Below are 15,725 nucleotides of genomic sequence, written 5' to 3' on the forward strand. Positions count from 1 at the left end.
GCTATCGCCCGGGCGATTCCTCCAGGTCTTCCGGCCGGCAGGCGCGCGTCATGTCGAGCTGCTTCGCCAGCCCGCGCAGCGCCGTGCGCAACCCCGTCTCCAGCACCGGGTGGTAATAGGGCATCGCCAGCGCCGCGGGCACGCAGAGCCGCTGTTCCACAGCCCAGGCGATGAGCTGGCCGATATGCTCCATCGCCGGCCCGAACATCTCCGCGCCGACGATCCGCCCATCATCCCGCGCGGCATAGACGCGCAGCAGGCCGCGGTTCACCGCCATCGCCCGCGCGCGCCCCTGGTCGTCGTAGCTTGCCGCGCCGATCGCGTGCTTCGCCGGATCGAGTTCCTCGTGGCGCAGACCCACCATCGCCATCTGCGGGTCGGTGAAGGCGATGGCGAGCGCGGTGCGGCGATCATGCCGCGTCACCGCGGGAAACAGCGCGGCATTGTCGCCGACGATGCGCCCCTCATCCGCCGCCTCGTGCTGCAGCGCGCGATGCCCCGCGACGTCGCCCGCGAAGAAGATCGAGGAAGCGCCGCACTGCCCGGTCTCCGGATCGCTCTCCGGCACGCCATGCCGGCCGAGCGCCAGCCCGGTCGCTTCCAGCCCGAGCCCCGCCACCTGCGGCCGTCGCCCCGCCGCGACCAGCACGCGCGCGAAGCGTTCCGTGCGCTCCTTGCCGTCCGGCTCGCGCCAGCGCAGCGTCGTGCCATCCGCACCGGGTTCGGCGGCCAACATCTCCCGCTTCAGCCGCAGGTCCAGCTCGGCGCCGAGGTCGCGCCGCACCACCGCGATCACCTCCGGATCGCTCAGCGGCCCGAGCTCGTCGAAGGGCGAGAAGAAGGCGGTGCGCACGCCGAGGCGATGCATCGCCTGGCCCAGTTCCAGCGCGATCACGCCCGTGCCGATCACCGCCAGGCTGTCCGGCAGCTCCGCCAGTTCGAAGATCTCGTCGCTGGTCAGCACCTGCGCGCGGTCGAAGGGTTCCGGCACGAAGGGCACGCTGCCGGTGGCGACGACGATGCTGCGCGCGCGGAGCTCCGTCGCCTCGCCCACGGCGAGCCGGTCCGGGCCGAGGAAGCGCGCGCGCCCGTGCAGGAACTGCTCCGGCGGGATCGCCTCGATCCCCTTCACCGTGCCGGCGACATACCGGTCGCGCTCACGCTGCACCCGCGCCATCACCGCGCGGCCGTCGATGGAAGGCGCCGCATGAATGCCGAACACCGCCGCGTCGCGCGCGGATTGCGCGGCGTCCGCGGCGGCGATCAGCAGCTTGGACGGCATGCAGCCGACGCGGGCGCAGGTGGTGCCGAAGGGCCCGGATTCGACCAGCACCACGCGCGCGCCGCGTTCCAGCGCCGCGCGTCGTGCGTTCAGCCCGGCCGTGCCTGCGCCGATGACCGCCACATCCGTCTCGATCACCTGCATCCGTCGCCCTCCCGTGCCGGCGTTCCGAGGCGAGCCACGCTCAGCGCGGCGCGGCCTCGGCCGTGTCCTCCTCCGCCGCGGCGGCGTCGCCCGGGCAGGACGCCGCGCGCCGCTGGAGCCAGGCGCTGCGCAGCACCGCATAGGGATCGAGCGATTGCGCCGCCACCCGCGCGAGTTCGCCCTCCGCGCGCTCATAGGCGAGGAACCCGTCGCTCGCCTGCCAGCCCGCGACCGGCCCGGCGCCCAGGCCCTGCGCCAGCGCCGCATTGGCCGCGAGCCCGGCGGTGGCGTCGCGCAGGGTGCTCGGCCCGAGCAGCGGCAGCACGAGATAGGGCCCGCTCGGCACGCCCCAGGCGCAGGCGGCATCGCCGGGCGCCATGGCGCGGCGTTCGAAGCCGCGCGGCGCCGCCGCCTCGCGCCAGCCGCCCCAGCCGAGGGTCGCGTTGATGCCGAAGCGGGCGGTGGCGTTCCAGGCGCGCGAAAAATCCCCGGCGGCGACCGCGCTGAGCGCCGTCACGGGCTCACCGAGATTGGCGACGACGCGCCCGATGCCCTCGCGCGTGTCGGACGGCACCTGCGCGCGCCAGAAGGCTGCGGCGGGGGCGAGGGCGTATGTCTGCGCAAGGTCGTTGAAGGCGTGGACGCGCCGGTTCACGCCTTCCCAGGGGTCCGGCGCAGCCTGGGCGGCGGCGGGGAGGAGCAGGGCGGCGCAGAGGGGCAGGAGAAGGGCGCGCATGGGCGGAGGGTAGCGCGGCGGGGCGGCTGGCGCGACGGGCGAGATGTCGGCGAAGGGCGGTGAACGGATATACGCGAACTGCAGCGAGATAGCTGCTCTGCGCCCATCTCAGTCGTTTAGCGCGTGGCCTTCAACTTCCGAGAGCAGACGTATAGCCGGAGAGTGAGCTCGGCCGCCGTCGTTTACCATCTCTAACAGGCAAAACGGATGGCTCGCTACGGCAGTATGGTTATGCTGCGCCAGGGTTGCCGAAAAGTACGCCGAGAAAAGCCATGCATATGCTATCAGACCATAATCGGAAAGAGTTTCTCGCGACGCCGCAGCTGGTGCGCTTCGACTTTGTCAGCGGCACGAACGGGTTCGAGCCGACCTTGCTGATCAAGGCCGATGTCGTTGTGCTCAAATACCTTACCCGAGGCGTCCGGCTTCAGCTGATGATCGCGCAGACCCATGGCCATCGGCTGATTTATAGCCTCATTGTCCATGATGATCCGACATCACCCGGGGTCATCTGGTCAGTACTTGAACGTGAAGAAGAGCGTCAGGCGCTGCTCGGTGTTGCGGAAGGCAAGCCGCTCCAGGTTTTCCTGTTCAACGAACTGGCGATTAACGTCGCTTGGGCGGAGATACAGGTTGCCGTCGCCGGCAATAGGCTTGGATCGCTCGCCGCGTATGCTGGGCTCGGCAAATTTGATCATTCAAGCGTCGTCGCGACAATTGATGACATTTACCCCCGCTTACGCGATGGCGAGGTCGACGATCCGACAATGTTGCTCATTGACTTGCCGGCCGTGTCAGAATGGAACCGGGTGCGGAACTTGTTGATCACCAATAGATCGGGTGTTAGCGAAGTCGACCTGTTCCATTTTGACGAAGGTCGCCAGCAGGAGAAGCTCGTCATCTGGCTCGCTGACAATCTGCATCCCGATGTCATTATCGACCAGCCGCAGATCATGAAGGGCGGCCGTTTCCGTGAGCTGACCGACATAATTCTCAGCTACTCGGGCGGCACATTCATCTTCGAGTCCAAGGCGCTCACGCTACTCAACCGACCCGAGCTTCCCGATCGCACCAAGCTCAGCAGTAATATTTCTGCCAGTATCGAGAAGGCGTTCAAACAGCTGAAAGGTGCTGCGCGCCAGATACGGGACGGCGCGACGATCTGCGACCTCGCTGGTCGCGAGCACGAGGTTGAGCGCACCCAACCGATCCACGCAATCATCCTCGTGCCCGACCTAAGCTTGCTGCCACCAAAGTTCGGGTTTGACATGATGGTGGAGTTCGTAAAGGCGACAGGCGGCTATCTTCACATCCTCGACCCCTCGGAACTGCTTCGGGTCGTTGGGATAGCCGAGGAGCTCGTTCGGCGCAGTGAGAGCCAAACCATTACGCCAATGACGGCGCTCGACAGTCGGTTCATCCAGCGCGCTGAAACCTGCGTCGAAGCTCAGTCGCTGAACGTCGAGATCATCACGCGATTCAAAGCCGCGTCCTGACACTGCGTTGCCCAGGCGGACATCGCGTGGGCAGCGGCGATGGCCGCTCCGGGTCGAACCCGGCTGCGCCGTTGCCCTTCGCTCGGCGCCGCTCACGCCGACAGCTTCAGCATCGCGATCCCCGCCGCGATCAGCGCCACGCCCCCGATCTTCAGCGCCGTCGCCGGCTCGCCCAGCACCAGCATGCCGAAGGCCGCCGTGCCCACCGCACCGATGCCGGTCCACACCGCATAGGCCGTGCCTACCGGCAGCGAACGCAGTGCGACGCCGAGCAGGAAGATGCTCGCCGCCATCGCCACCGCGGTCCACACGCTCGGCCAGAGCCGCGTGAACCCCTCGCTCAGCTTGAGCCCCACCGCCCAGCCGATCTCCAGCAGCCCCGCGAGGAAAAGCCAGAGCCAGGCCACGCCGCTCAGGCCACCCCGGCGCGGCGCAACTCGGGCTCCAGCCGGCCGGCGGCCAGCAGCCAGGCCATGCGCAGGTCGGAGAACAGCGACCACAGCGGATAGCGGAATGTGGCGGGACGGTTGCGCTCCACCAGCAGGTGCGAGCCCCAGGCGAAGCCATAGCCCGTCGCCAGCGCGGCCAGCGCCAGCCACAGCGGCCCCACCAGCACCGCCCAGGCCAGCACCACCACCCCCAGTACCGTGCCCACCGCATGCACCGACCGCGTCATCGGATTCGCATGCTCGCGCAGGTAGTAGGGCCAGAATTCCTCATAGGTGGCGATGCGTTCGACCATGACCGGAGCGTAACCCAGCCCGCCCGGCGCCGCCAACGCGCCTTTGCGCTACCGCCGCGGCGGCGCGGCTGGCAGGTTGCCCCGCGATGCGCCTGCCCACCGCCCTGATCCCGCTCCGCCATCCCGCCTTCCGGCTGCTCTGGCTGTCCAACCTCGTGGCCAACACCGGCATGTGGATGCAGAACACCGGCGCGGGCTGGCTGATGACCAGCCTGGCGCCCACGCCCCTGATGGTCAGCCTGGTGCAGGTGGCCTCGCTGCTGCCGGTGTTCCTCCTGGCGCTGCCCGCGGGGGCGCTGGCCGATATCGTGGACCGCCGGCTGTTCCTGCTGGCGACCCAGGCCTGGATGGCGCTCTCCGCCCTGCTGCTGGCGCTGCTGACCCATGCCGGCGTGCTCGGCCCCTGGGGGCTGATCCTGCTGACCTTCGCCATCGGCGCGGGCACGGCCATGTCCTCGCCGGCCTGGCAGGCCACCACGCCCGAACTTGTGCCGCGCGACGACCTGCCAGGCGCGATCGTGCTGAACGGCATCGGCTTCAACCTCAGCCGCGCGGTCGGCCCCGCCATCGGCGGCGTGGTGGTCGCGCTGGCGGGAGCGGAGGCGACCTTCGCGCTCAACGCGCTCGCCTTCCTCGTCGCCATCGCCGCGCTCGCGACCTGGAAGCGGGAGGAGCCGCGCAGCACCCTGCCGAAGGAGAGCTTCCTCTCGGCACTCCGGGCGGGGCTGCGCTTCGTCCGCGCCAGCCCGCCGCTGCGCGCCGCGACGATCCGCGCCTGCGTCTTCTTCGGCGGCCTTGCCGCGATCTGGGGTCTGCTGCCCCTGGTGGTGCGGGAGGGGCTGGGCCTCGGCCCCGAATGGTATGGCCTGATGCTGACGGCGATGGGCGTCGGCGCGGTGGCGGGCGGCTTCATGCTGCCCGCGCTGCGGGCGCGGCTCGACCGCGGCAGCATGGTGGTCGCCGCCTGCATCCTCGGCGGCGGCTCCCTCGCCGTGCTCGGCGTCGCGCCGCATGTGACGGTGGCGCTGCTGGCCATGCTCGGCTTCGGCTTCGCGTGGCTGGCCGGCGCCTCCACCCTGCAGGCCGCGGCGCAGCTTGCCACGCCGCCCTGGGTGCGGGCGCGGGCGCTCGGCTTCTACCAGGTCGCGACCTTCGGCGCGCTGGCGCTCGGCACCGGGCTCAGCGGCTGGGCCGGCGACGTGGTCGGGCTGCCCGCCGCGCTGGCGGGTTTCGGCGCGGCCTGCGCCATCGGCGCGATCGCGGTCCGCGGCATGTCGATCGAGGCCGTCGCCGCCCCCACCGCGCCGGCGCGCAGCGACCGCGCTCCGCGGCCGGAACCCGCCGATCCCAGCCTGACGCCGCTGCTGGCCGATGAACGCCACCGCGTGCTGGAAGCGGTGCGCTACACCATCGATCCCGCCGACCGCCGCGCCTTCCTCGAAGCCATGCGCGAATGCCGCGGGGTGCGGCTGCGCGGCGGCGCGCTCTCCTGGCGGCTCTATGAGGATGTCGCACACCCCGAGCGTTGGGTCGAAATGTGGATCGTCGAAAGCTGGACCGCGCATCTGCGGGAAGCGGAACGACTCACCGAGTTCGACCACGCCGCGCTCGCCCGCGCCGCCGCGTTCCAGCGCGATGGCGGCGCGCCGGAGGCGGGGCGCTACCTCAACGTGACCGGCGACCTGCCGGAATGAACCGCGCCGGTGACATTGTCATGGGGCATGTCTCAGTACGCGTGTATTTCGCACGAGACTGAACAGCCCTTCCCCTCCCTGTTCCGATAGGAGGAAGCACCGAGGACCCGGCGCCGTGCCGGCTGCCCCTCGACGGACCAAGGAGGATGACCTCATGCGGATTCACGCGCTGGCCCTTCTGGCCGCGGCCGGGCTGGCGATCGCGCCGGCCGCGCAGGCCGACTGGCTCTATGTGGGAAGCTGGGAGGTGAACGAGGGGCCGAGCTGGGTCACCCTGCCTCCGGCCTATACCGGTCAGCAGGCCGCCGCCCTGCTGTTCGGTGGCAACCCGGCCGACTATGCGATCTCCACCGCCGGCTCCGACCCCGGGCAGATCACCAACACCGCCTGGTACAGCGTGCTCGGCGTCTTCGGCCTGAACAATGGCGGCTTCGAATTCGCGCAGGACTACGTCGCCCCCGCCTCCAGCCAGGCGCCGGGAAGCTACTATTCGGGCGCCTCCTTCCCCTCGCTCGCGACCGATGCCGCCTCTGCCTATGTTTCGGACAATGCCGGCGAGGGCAACGTCAACTACGCCTTCGTCTGGGGCACGGCGACGGTGCCGGAGCCGATGTCCTTCGCCCTGTTCGGCCTCGGCCTGGCCGGACTGGGCGCGATCCGCGCACGGCGCCGCTGACCAGAACGGGCCCGCGGCGCGGGCCCGCTCATCCTGCATGGCTGCGGAACGGCACGCCGGTGGAACCCGGGCGTGCCGTCGCCAGTTTAGGCAGCGTAACCAACCCTGGTGCGATGCAGGAGACCGCCATGCCGAAAAGCCGCAACGACCTGAACGACAACGCGAAGAAGACGTCGATCGGGGTGCTGCAGGCCTGCCTGACCGACAGCATCGACCTCTACAACGGCACGCGCCAGGCGCACTGGAACGTGCGCGGCCCGAACTTCCGCTCGCTCCACCTGATGTTCGAGGAATTCTACAACAGCCTCGCCACCGACATCGACGAGATTGCCGAACGGCTGGTGCAGCTGGGCGGCACCGCCAATGGCACGAGCCAGTCCGTCGCCTCCGGCACGACGCTGCCGCCCTTCCCGACCGACCTGCACGCCGGCGACAAGCTGCTCGCGGCGATGCTGGAGCGCTACACCGCCGTGGCGAAGAGCCTGCGCGAGGGCATCGACACCACCGACGAGGCCGGCGACGCCGACACCGCGGACCTGTTGACCGGCATATCGCGAAACGTGGACAAGGCGGTATGGATGATGGAGGCAACGGCGGACCGCTGACGCCGGCGGCGGCCGCAGCGACGCGCTGCGAGACGCCGGAGGCCGCGGTGGATGCCCTGGCGGCGCTGCATGGCGCCGCCACCGCCGCGTTGCGCGCGGCGCTGGAACGAGTCCTGTCCGGTGGACCACCGCCCACACCCGAGGAGCGCGCCGCCTTCCGCTACCCGGAGCTTCGCCTGACCTATGCGCCAGGCACCGGGGAGCGGCCGGCGGTGCGGCGGGCCTGGGCCAAGTTCCAGGCGCCCGGCATCTACGCCACCACCATCACCCAGCCCGGCTTCTTCCGCCGCTACCTGCTGGAGCAGCTCCGCCCCCTCATGGGCGAGTTCGGCGCCACCGCCGAGGTCGCGCCCAGCACGCAGGAGATCCCCTACGCCTACGTCCTGGAACCCGGCCGCGGCGTGGAGGCGGGCGACGCCACTGGCGCGCTGCTGGCGCGCCACTTCCCCACACCCTCGCTGGCCGAGGTCGGCGACGAGGTGGCCGACGGGCTCTGGCGCTTCGCGCCCGGCACGCCGGAGCCGCTGGCGCTGTTCGACGCGGTGCGCGTGGACTACTCGCTGCGCCGCCTGGTGCACTACACCGGCACCGACTGGCGCGCGGTCCAGCCCTGGATCCTGCTGACCAACTACCACCGCTACGTGGACCAGTTCCTGCGCTGGGCGGTTTCGGAACTCGCCCGCGCGGACAGCCCCTGGTCCGGCCTGGTGCTGCCCGGCGGCGTGCAGGTCGGCCGCGGCGAGCTGCGCGACGAGCAGACCGGCACGGTGGAGGCGCTGACCGCCGCCTCCCCCTGGCACCGCTTCCAGATGCCGGCCTATCACCTCGTGCGCGCCGACGGCTCGGGCGGCGTCACGCTGATCAATATCGGCGTCGGTCCTTCGAACGCGAAGAACATCACCGACCACCTCGCGGTGCTGCGGCCGCATTGCTGGCTGATGGTCGGGCATTGCGCGGGGCTGCGCGGCAGCCAGGCGATCGGCGACTACGTGCTGGCGCATGCCTATCTGCGCCGCGACCGCATCCTGGACGAGCTGGTGCCGCCCGACATCCCCCTGCCCGCCCTGGCCGAGGTGCAGGTCGCGCTGCAGGAAGCGGCGGCGCGGGTGACCGGGGAGCGTGGCGACGCGCTGAAGCGCCGCCTGCGCACCGGCACCGTCGTCACCTATGACGACCGCAACTGGGAACTGCGCTGGTCGCGGGAACGCCGGCCGCTGAACCTCTCCCGCGCCATCGCGGTGGACATGGAAAGCGGCACGCTGGCGGCGCAGGGCTATCGCTTCCGCGTGCCCTATGGGACGCTGCTCTGCGTTTCCGACCGTCCGCTGCATGGCGAGATCAAGCTGCCCGGCGCGGCGAGCGCCTTCTACGAGCGCGCGGTCGGCCAGCACCTGATGATCGGGCTGGAGGCGCTGGAGATCCTGCGCGGCGACCTCGGCTCGCTGCACAGCCGCAAGCTGCGCAGCTTCGACGAGCCGCCCTTCCGGTAGAGCTCGTTCCGATCGGCTGGAATCAGTCGATCGGACGGTCGTGCTCCAGGAAGCTTGATTCCAGAGCAGCCTATGCCCGTTCGGCGGAACCGCGGAGCGGTTCCCGTGCTCTGCGGCAAAGGCGCGCAGCAGCGACCGAGCGGCGCACGCGTGCACGAGGCAGCGGTGCCTCGGAGCGGACGCGCAGGCCGCGCATCGGCGCATGGCTGTTCAACCCTGTGTGGCGGCTGGCATGATGCGACCGCGGCGCAGGGGAACCGGTCCGACATGCGGCATGCAAGACCGATCCTGGTGGCGGCCCTGATGGGGGTGTCGCTCGCGATGCCCGGCTGCGCCACGCTCCAGCCGCCTGACGCTTCCATCGGCTGCGGGTCGCAATCCGCGCTCTTCGCCTCCCAGGGCGCCGTCGTCCTGCAGCCTGCGCCGGCCCTGGCGCGCTGGGGTGCGCCCGCGCCCGCGGCCCCGGTGCTTGAAGCAGAGCTCGACACCGAGAATGCGCTGCTGGAGGCGCTGCAGATTGCCTTCGATTCCCTCCTCTATTGCCGCTGGATCGAGGCACGCTGGGTGCGGGCCGATGTCGCCGCCCGCCGCATCACGCCGGAGCAGGGCAGGGCGGAGATGGGCGCCCTGCGGGCGCGGGTCGCGCAGGACCTGGCGCAGGCGCGGGCGGTGCTGGCGGCGCTGGACCGCCGCGCCGATGGCCGGAAGGATCGGGTGGAAGCCGCGGCGCCCGGCACCGGCGCGGTGGTGGGCCGCCGGCGCTCCGACAGCGCCGGTGCGCAGCGCGCGGTGGCCGCGGCGACGGTTGCGCTGCGCCAGCGGCCCGAACCGGGGGCGCCGACGATCGGGCGCGTGGGTGCCGGCGACACGGTGATGCTGCGCCCTGCAGGGCGGGGCTTCGCGCTGGTGGAAGGGCCCGGCGATCTCCGCGGCTACGCGCCGCTCGGGGCGTTCCAGGCGCCGGAGCTCCCCGCGCAGGCTGCGCAGGCCGAGGCAGGCGTCAGGCAGCTTGCCGCGACGAACATCGCCCGGCGCGACAATTTCGAGGAGAGCATCGCGCTCGCCGCCCGCGCGGCGGAAGCCGGCTTCGAACTCGCGAGTTGACGCGCGGCGGCAGGGCCGTCCCTGCCCCTACCAGCGCGAGGAGACGACGATCTCCACCTCCATCGTCGAGGCGAAGCCGTCGCCGAGATCCGCCCGCAGTTCCACCACCGCATAGGGCGTGGCCCAGGACGTCTTCACCTCGGTCGCGGCACGCGACGGCGGCGTCGGCTGGGCGTCCGACAGGCAGTGCCCGATCTCCCCCTGCAACTGCTCGAAGCGACGGGCGATCTGCGGCTGATGCTCGCGCCCCTCGGCACGCAGCATGGTCGCGAAGATCGCGCCGCGCTCCGGCCCATCCATCCGCCGCACCACGCCGCGATGCTCGGAGATCGAGCCGGGGATGAGATGCGGCGCGCGGGCGATGTCGTTGAACCCCCATTGCGCGGCCGCCGTCAGGCGCTTGAGCGCCGGGCAGAAGGCCTCGTTCGCCTCGGCCGGCAGCGGCATCAGCAGGGGCAGGAGCAGGCTCAGGCGGCGCATGGCGGGAATCCCGGCGGGCTGGGGCGGCGCAACTTGGCCGTTCGCAGCGCCGCGATCAATGCGCGCCAGCGCGCTTTGCCGGAAACGGATCGGCTTCGCGCCGCTTCCCCCGACTCGTGCCCTGTTGGTTGTGTGCAGCGCACCCCGTCGCTATCTTCACCCCGAGGGCGAGAACACAGCATGAACGATCTGTTCGGCCGCGGCAAGCTGAAGGGCGGCGCCGCGGCACTCAGCACGGGTGAGTATTCGGCCAAGGACATCGAGGTCCTGGAGGGGCTGGAGCCTGTCCGGCGCCGGCCCGGCATGTATATCGGCGGCACCGACGAGAACGCGCTGCACCACCTCGCGGCCGAGGTCCTCGACAACGCCATGGACGAGGCGGTGGCCGGCCATGCCGACTTCATCGAGGTCGTCCTCGAATCGGGCAACTGGCTGACCGTGCGCGACAATGGCCGCGGCATCCCGGTGGACCCGCATCCGAAATTCCCCAAGCTCTCGGCGCTTGAGGTGATCCTCACCACCCTGCATTCGGGCGGGAAATTCTCGGGCAAGTCGTACGAGACCTCGGGCGGCCTGCACGGCGTCGGCAGCAGCGTGGTCAACGCGCTCGCCGAGCGGCTGGAGGTGGAGGTCGCGCGCGACCGCACCCTGTTCGGCCACGCCTTCGAACGCGGCAAGCCGGTGCAGAAGCTGAAGAACCTCGGCGCCATCCACAACCGCCGCGGCACCACCATCCGCTTCAAGCCGGACCCGGAGATCTTCGGGAAGCAGCTGTTCAGCCCGGCGCGGCTGTACCGGCTCTGCCGCTCCAAGGCCTATCTGTTCCGTGGCGTCGAGATCCGCTGGAAATGCGATCCCGCCCTGGTGCAGGGCACGGAGACGCCAGCCGAGGCCGTGCTGCATTTCGAGCGCGGCCTGGTGGACTTCCTCGCCGCGGCGATCGAGGGGCGCAGCACGGTCGTCCCCGTCCCCTTCGAGGGCACCCTGCCCTTCCCCGACCATGCGGGCCGCTGCGAGCTGGCGCTGACCTGGCTGGAGCAGGGCGAGGGCTTCCTCAACACCTATGCCAACACCATCCCGACGCCGCAGGGCGGCACGCATGAGGCCGGGCTGCGCGCGGCGCTGGTGAAGGGCCTGCGCGCCTATGGCGAACTCAAGAAGGACCGCCGCGCGGCCAACGTCACCGCCGAGGATCTGTTCGGCGGCATGGCGGGCATGCTCAGCGTCTTCATCCGCGAGCCGCAGTTTCAGGGCCAGACCAAGGACAAGCTGACCAGCCCGGAAGCCGCGCGCCTGGTGGAAGCCGCGCTGCGCGATCATTTCGACCATTGGCTGGCGGGCGACCCGGCCACCGCCGACAACCTGCTCGCCTGGGCCGTGGAACGGGCGGAAGAACGGATCCGCCGGCGCGAGCAGAAGGACACGCCGCGCAAGAGCGCCACGCGCAAGCTGCGCCTGCCCGGCAAGCTGGCCGATTGCTCGCGCGAATCCTCTGATGGCACCGAGCTGTTCCTGGTGGAGGGCGACAGCGCCGGCGGCAGCGCCAAGCAGGCGCGCGACCGCGAGACCCAGGCCGTGCTGCCGCTGCGCGGCAAGATCCTGAACGTCGCCAGCGCCAGCGCCGACAAGCTCCGCGCCAACCAGGAGCTCAAGGACCTGATCGAGGCGCTGGGCTGCGGCGTGGGCGAGAAGTTCGACCTGGCCCGCCTGCGCTACGGCCGCGTCGTGATCATGACCGACGCCGATGTGGACGGCGCGCATATCGCCGCGCTGCTGATGACCTTCTTCTACAAGGAACTGCCGGAGCTCGTGCGGCAGGAGCGCATCTTCCTGGCGCAACCGCCGCTCTATCGCCTGCAGGCCAGCGGCAAGACCGTCTACGCGAAGGACGACGCCGACAAGGACCGGCTGATCAGGCGCGAGTTCAAGGCGAACCAGAAGGTGGACGTCTCCCGCTTCAAGGGCCTGGGCGAGATGCCGCCGGCGTCGCTCAAGGAGACGACGATGGACCCGAAGCGGCGCACGCTGCTGAAGGTGGTGCTGCCGCCGGAGGAACGCGCGCGGACGAGCGAACTGATCGAGGCGCTGATGGGCCGCAAGCCCGAGCTCCGCTTCCGCTTCATCCAGGACAATGCGGCGAAGCTGGATGAGGAAGCCGTGGACGCCTGAGCGGGGCGCTCGGCGCAACGGGCGAAGCCCCCCACCCCGACCCTCCCCCGCACTGCGGGGGAGGGAGAGTCCGCCCGCCTCTGCTCCCTCCCCCGCAGTGCGGGGGAGGGCTGGGGTGGGGGCGCGACCGTCCGACGAAACAGGCGCGCCGTGCGTTCCTGCGCCGCAGCGGACTGCGACGCCGCTACCTCATCCCCGCGCCGCCTGCGTGATCCCGACGATGAACGGCTCCGGGTCCACCGGCACCACCGGCCGCGCCGGCGCGGTGATCTGCACCTTCAGGAACCGCCCGGCCGCGGCGCCGACGCAGACCAGCGTGCCCACCTGCTGCCTGCCATAGGTGCCATCCAGCCGCGCGCAGGACAGCGGCGCGCCGCCCGGCACCGAGAGCGCGGTACGGCCGCTCTCGGCCATCTGCTGGCTGGTGCGCGTGCCCGCCACGGCGATGGCGTCGGACACCGCGGCAGAGAATTCACGCGCCACCCGCGCATCGCCGGGCTGCGAGGAGACCGGACCCTGCCCGCGGTCATAGAGGCTGACCGTCGCCACCGCCGCGCGCGACGGCCCGGCATATTCGACCGAGGCACCCAGCCCCGGGCGCTCCCGCTCATGCCAGACCGTGTCGCCACGCTCGAAGCCGGCGACCGAGGCCGGCAGCCGCGCGACCGCGGCCTCCAGCCCCGGGCGACCGCCCGCTGTGTCCTGGAAGGCGGTGCCCTGGCCGGCACAGCCCGCCAGGACTCCCAGGAACAGAAGACTCGCTCGCCGCATGCCTCAACGGTTCCGCCGCAGAAGCTGCAGCGTCAAGTCCACCACCACGGTCGTTATGGCCGCGAGGATCATCACCTGGAACACCGTGGCGAAGACCCAGAGCCCGATCGGGAAGGTCGAGACCCCCGCCGGGATCGCCATCCAGCCCAGCGGCAGCAGCAGGTAGCCATAGGCATGCGGCACCTCCTCGGCGATCTGGTGCGTGCCTTCCCAGATCATCTGCGCCGCGACGTAGAGGATCAGCAGCAGGCCGACCCAGGCGATCCAGCGATGCTTGTCCAGCAGCTTGGCGATGAAGGTCGCCGCAACGCCCATCAGCACCACCGAGAAGGCGAGGCCGATGATCATGATGTAGGGATGGTCCTTCGCCGCGCCGGCCACCGCGAGCACGTTGTCGAGGCTCATCGAGACGTCGGCGACCAGGATCTGCGTGATGGCCTGGCGCAATGTCTTGCGCGGTGCCTGCGGCGACGCGCCGTCCAGCGCGGCGACCCCATCGGCATGTTCCGTCTCGTCCGGATGGTTGTGCGATCCGCCGTCGCGCAGCTCTCGGTACATCTTCCAGCAGACCCAGAGCAGCAGGATGCCGCCCGCGAGCACGATGCCGACGACGGAGAGCAGCTGCACCGTGATCGAGGCGAAGCCGATGCGCATCACCGTCGCCGCGACGATGCCCCAGAAGATCGCCTTGCGGCGCTGATCCGCCGGCAGGCCGGCCGCGGCCATGCCGACGACCACCGCGTTGTCGCCAGCCAGCACGATGTCGATGAACAACACCGTGACGAGCGCCTCGAGCTGAGGGCCAAATGAAGAAAAATCCATGTTTTCGCAGCCTGATCCCCGGACCTTACAGGGCGGACATGAGTCGCCAACGCGCGGGCTTGTCAACTGCCGCCCGGCCGCGCGAAGACGCGCCCGCGCCCGCTCCGGCGCCCCCCACCAACGGACCGCAAGAATGATCCCGCGCTACAGCCGGCCCGAGATGGCGGCGATCTGGTCGCCCGAAAATCGCTACCGCATCTGGTTCGAGATCGAGGCTCTGGCGGCCGAGGCGATGGCCGAGCTCGGCACCATACCTGCCGAAGCCGCCCGCGCGATCCGCCAGCGCGGCGCCCCGCGCCTTGCCGCGATCGGGCAGGCCGATCTCGACCGCATCGACGCGATCGAGCGCGAGACTCGCCACGACGTGATCGCCTTCCTCACCTGGCTCGGCGAAGGCATCGGCGATGACGCGCGCTTCATGCACCAGGGCATGACCAGCAGCGACGTGCTCGACACCTGCCTCGCGGTTCAGATGACCCAGGCAGCCGACCTGCTGATCGCCGGCGTGGATGCGCTGCTCGATGCGCTGCGGACGCGCGCGATCGAGCACAAGCACACGCCGACCATCGGCCGCAGCCACGGCATCCACGCCGAGCCCACGACCTTCGGCCTGAAGCTGCTCGGCCACTGGGCCGAGTTCCGCCGCAACCGCGACAGGCTCGTCACCGCGCGCCGGGAGATCGCGACCTGCGCCATCAGCGGCCCCGTCGGCACCTTCGCCAGCGTGGATCCGCGCGTGGAGGCGCATGTCGCGAAGCGCCTCGGCCTCGCGGTCGAGCCGGTGAGCACGCAGGTGATCCCGCGCGACCGGCACGCGGCGTATTTCTGCGCGCTCGGCGTCGTCGCCTCCGGAATCGAGCGGCTGGCGACGGAAGTGCGTCATCTGCAACGCAGCGAGGTGCGCGAAGCGGAGGAGTATTTCCACAAGGGCCAGAAGGGCTCCTCCGCGATGCCGCACAAGCGCAACCCGGTGCTGAGCGAGAACCTCACCGGCCTCGCGCGAATCGTGCGCGGCTATGTCGTGCCGGCGCTGGAGAACGTGGCACTCTGGCACGAACGCGACATCAGCCATTCCAGCGTCGAGCGCATGATCGGCCCGGATGCGACCGTCACGCTCGATTTCGCGCTGCATCGCGCGGCGGCGATGATGGCGAAGCTCACGGTGTATCCGCAGCGGATGCAGGCGAATCTCGAATCGCTCGGCGGCGTCGTGCATTCGCAGAAGGTGCTGCTCGCGCTGACCCAGGCGGGCATGAGCCGGGAGGCCGCCTATGCCGCCGTGCAGCGCGCGGCGATGGCGACCTGGTCGGCGCTCGGCACCGCCGAGGCACGCGACTTCGCCGCGAACCTTCTGGCCGACGCCGAGGTCGCGCAGCGCCTCGATGCGCCGGCGCTGCGCGCGACGATGGATCCCGCGCGCGACTTCGGCCAGGTCGAGGCCACCTTCGCGCGCGTCCTCGCCGAAGCGTGACCGGGATGTGGCAGGAATCGCGCGGCGAATGCCGCGCTCCCGC

General features: G+C 70.6%; 15 protein-coding genes. 8 read left to right on the forward strand and 7 right to left on the reverse strand.

The genetic code is table 11. The features are described 5' to 3' along the window. Position 1 precedes the first annotated feature (1 nt). Together E4T13_RS06995 and E4T13_RS07000 are read right to left on the reverse strand one after the other, a co-directional pair. On the reverse strand, positions 2-1,426 hold the full coding sequence (locus E4T13_RS06995; RefSeq protein ID WP_137177470.1) for a dihydrolipoyl dehydrogenase: 1,425 nt from the start codon (positions 1,424-1,426) through the stop codon (positions 2-4). Between the two features lie 40 nt (positions 1,427-1,466). Further along, positions 1,467-2,162, reverse strand: coding sequence for an MlaA family lipoprotein (locus tag E4T13_RS07000; RefSeq protein ID WP_137177471.1), 696 nt, complete (start codon positions 2,160-2,162; stop codon positions 1,467-1,469). Between the two features lie 278 nt (positions 2,163-2,440). Between E4T13_RS07000 and E4T13_RS07005 the strand changes: the two genes are divergently transcribed. Beyond that, on the forward strand, positions 2,441-3,658 hold the full coding sequence (locus E4T13_RS07005) for a hypothetical protein (protein ID WP_137177472.1): 1,218 nt from the start codon (positions 2,441-2,443) through the stop codon (positions 3,656-3,658). A gap of 92 nt (positions 3,659-3,750) precedes the next feature. On the opposite strand, the gene E4T13_RS07010 is transcribed toward E4T13_RS07005, so the two are convergent. Together E4T13_RS07010 and E4T13_RS07015 are read right to left on the reverse strand one after the other, a co-directional pair. Then, entirely contained in the window at positions 3,751-4,065 is a 315-nt protein-coding gene (locus E4T13_RS07010) for a multidrug efflux SMR transporter (protein WP_137177473.1), read from the reverse strand. A 5-nt stretch (positions 4,066-4,070) separates the two neighbouring features. Next, on the reverse strand, positions 4,071-4,400 hold the full coding sequence (locus E4T13_RS07015) for a DUF962 domain-containing protein (protein ID WP_137177474.1): 330 nt from the start codon (positions 4,398-4,400) through the stop codon (positions 4,071-4,073). Between the two features lie 86 nt (positions 4,401-4,486). On the opposite strand from E4T13_RS07015, the gene E4T13_RS07020 reads away from it, so the two are divergent. From E4T13_RS07020 to E4T13_RS07040, 5 genes are all read left to right on the forward strand, one after another. Further along, the gene (locus E4T13_RS07020) at positions 4,487-6,094 is read left to right on the forward strand and encodes an MFS transporter (RefSeq protein ID WP_137177475.1); all 1,608 of its coding nucleotides are present in this window, start codon (positions 4,487-4,489) and stop codon (positions 6,092-6,094) included. 154 nt (positions 6,095-6,248) lie between these two features. Beyond that, positions 6,249-6,770: a PEP-CTERM sorting domain-containing protein gene (locus E4T13_RS07025; protein WP_137177476.1), complete on the forward strand. Its 522-nt coding sequence runs from the start codon at positions 6,249-6,251 to the stop codon at positions 6,768-6,770. A gap of 128 nt (positions 6,771-6,898) precedes the next feature. Continuing rightward, positions 6,899-7,375, forward strand: a complete 477-nt coding sequence (dps, locus tag E4T13_RS07030; RefSeq protein WP_137177477.1) for a DNA starvation/stationary phase protection protein Dps — start codon at positions 6,899-6,901, stop codon at positions 7,373-7,375. Continuing rightward, complete coding sequence (locus E4T13_RS07035; RefSeq protein WP_137177478.1) at positions 7,345-8,865, forward strand: AMP nucleosidase; 1,521 nt, start codon at positions 7,345-7,347, stop codon at positions 8,863-8,865. Before dps ends, E4T13_RS07035 begins: the two co-directional genes overlap by 31 nt. A gap of 267 nt (positions 8,866-9,132) precedes the next feature. Then, positions 9,133-9,969: a hypothetical protein gene (locus E4T13_RS07040; RefSeq protein ID WP_137177479.1), complete on the forward strand. Its 837-nt coding sequence runs from the start codon at positions 9,133-9,135 to the stop codon at positions 9,967-9,969. A 27-nt stretch (positions 9,970-9,996) separates the two neighbouring features. Here E4T13_RS07040 and E4T13_RS07045 read toward each other — a convergent pair whose 3' ends face one another. Next, positions 9,997-10,449 (reverse strand): hypothetical protein, encoded by a 453-nt coding sequence (locus tag E4T13_RS07045; protein WP_137177480.1) that lies wholly within the window; start codon positions 10,447-10,449, stop codon positions 9,997-9,999. A gap of 180 nt (positions 10,450-10,629) precedes the next feature. Between E4T13_RS07045 and parE the strand changes: the two genes are divergently transcribed. Then, positions 10,630-12,618 carry a DNA topoisomerase IV subunit B gene (gene parE / locus E4T13_RS07050; RefSeq protein ID WP_137177481.1) on the forward strand — a complete coding sequence of 663 codons (1,989 nt, stop codon included), beginning with the start codon at positions 10,630-10,632 and terminating at the stop codon, positions 12,616-12,618. A 189-nt stretch (positions 12,619-12,807) separates the two neighbouring features. On the opposite strand, the gene E4T13_RS07055 is transcribed toward parE, so the two are convergent. Continuing rightward, complete coding sequence (locus tag E4T13_RS07055; RefSeq protein ID WP_137177482.1) at positions 12,808-13,389, reverse strand: hypothetical protein; 582 nt, start codon at positions 13,387-13,389, stop codon at positions 12,808-12,810. 3 nt (positions 13,390-13,392) lie between these two features. Further along, positions 13,393-14,211 carry a TerC family protein gene (locus E4T13_RS07060; RefSeq protein ID WP_137177483.1) on the reverse strand — a complete coding sequence of 273 codons (819 nt, stop codon included), beginning with the start codon at positions 14,209-14,211 and terminating at the stop codon, positions 13,393-13,395. A gap of 133 nt (positions 14,212-14,344) precedes the next feature. On the opposite strand from E4T13_RS07060, the gene purB reads away from it, so the two are divergent. Then, positions 14,345-15,682 (forward strand): adenylosuccinate lyase, encoded by a 1,338-nt coding sequence (purB, locus tag E4T13_RS07065; protein ID WP_137177484.1) that lies wholly within the window; start codon positions 14,345-14,347, stop codon positions 15,680-15,682. Positions 15,683-15,725 lie beyond the last annotated feature (43 nt).

The organism is Roseomonas sp. AR75 (assembly GCF_005222815.1).
Classification (GTDB): Bacteria; Pseudomonadota; Alphaproteobacteria; order Acetobacterales; family Acetobacteraceae; genus Falsiroseomonas.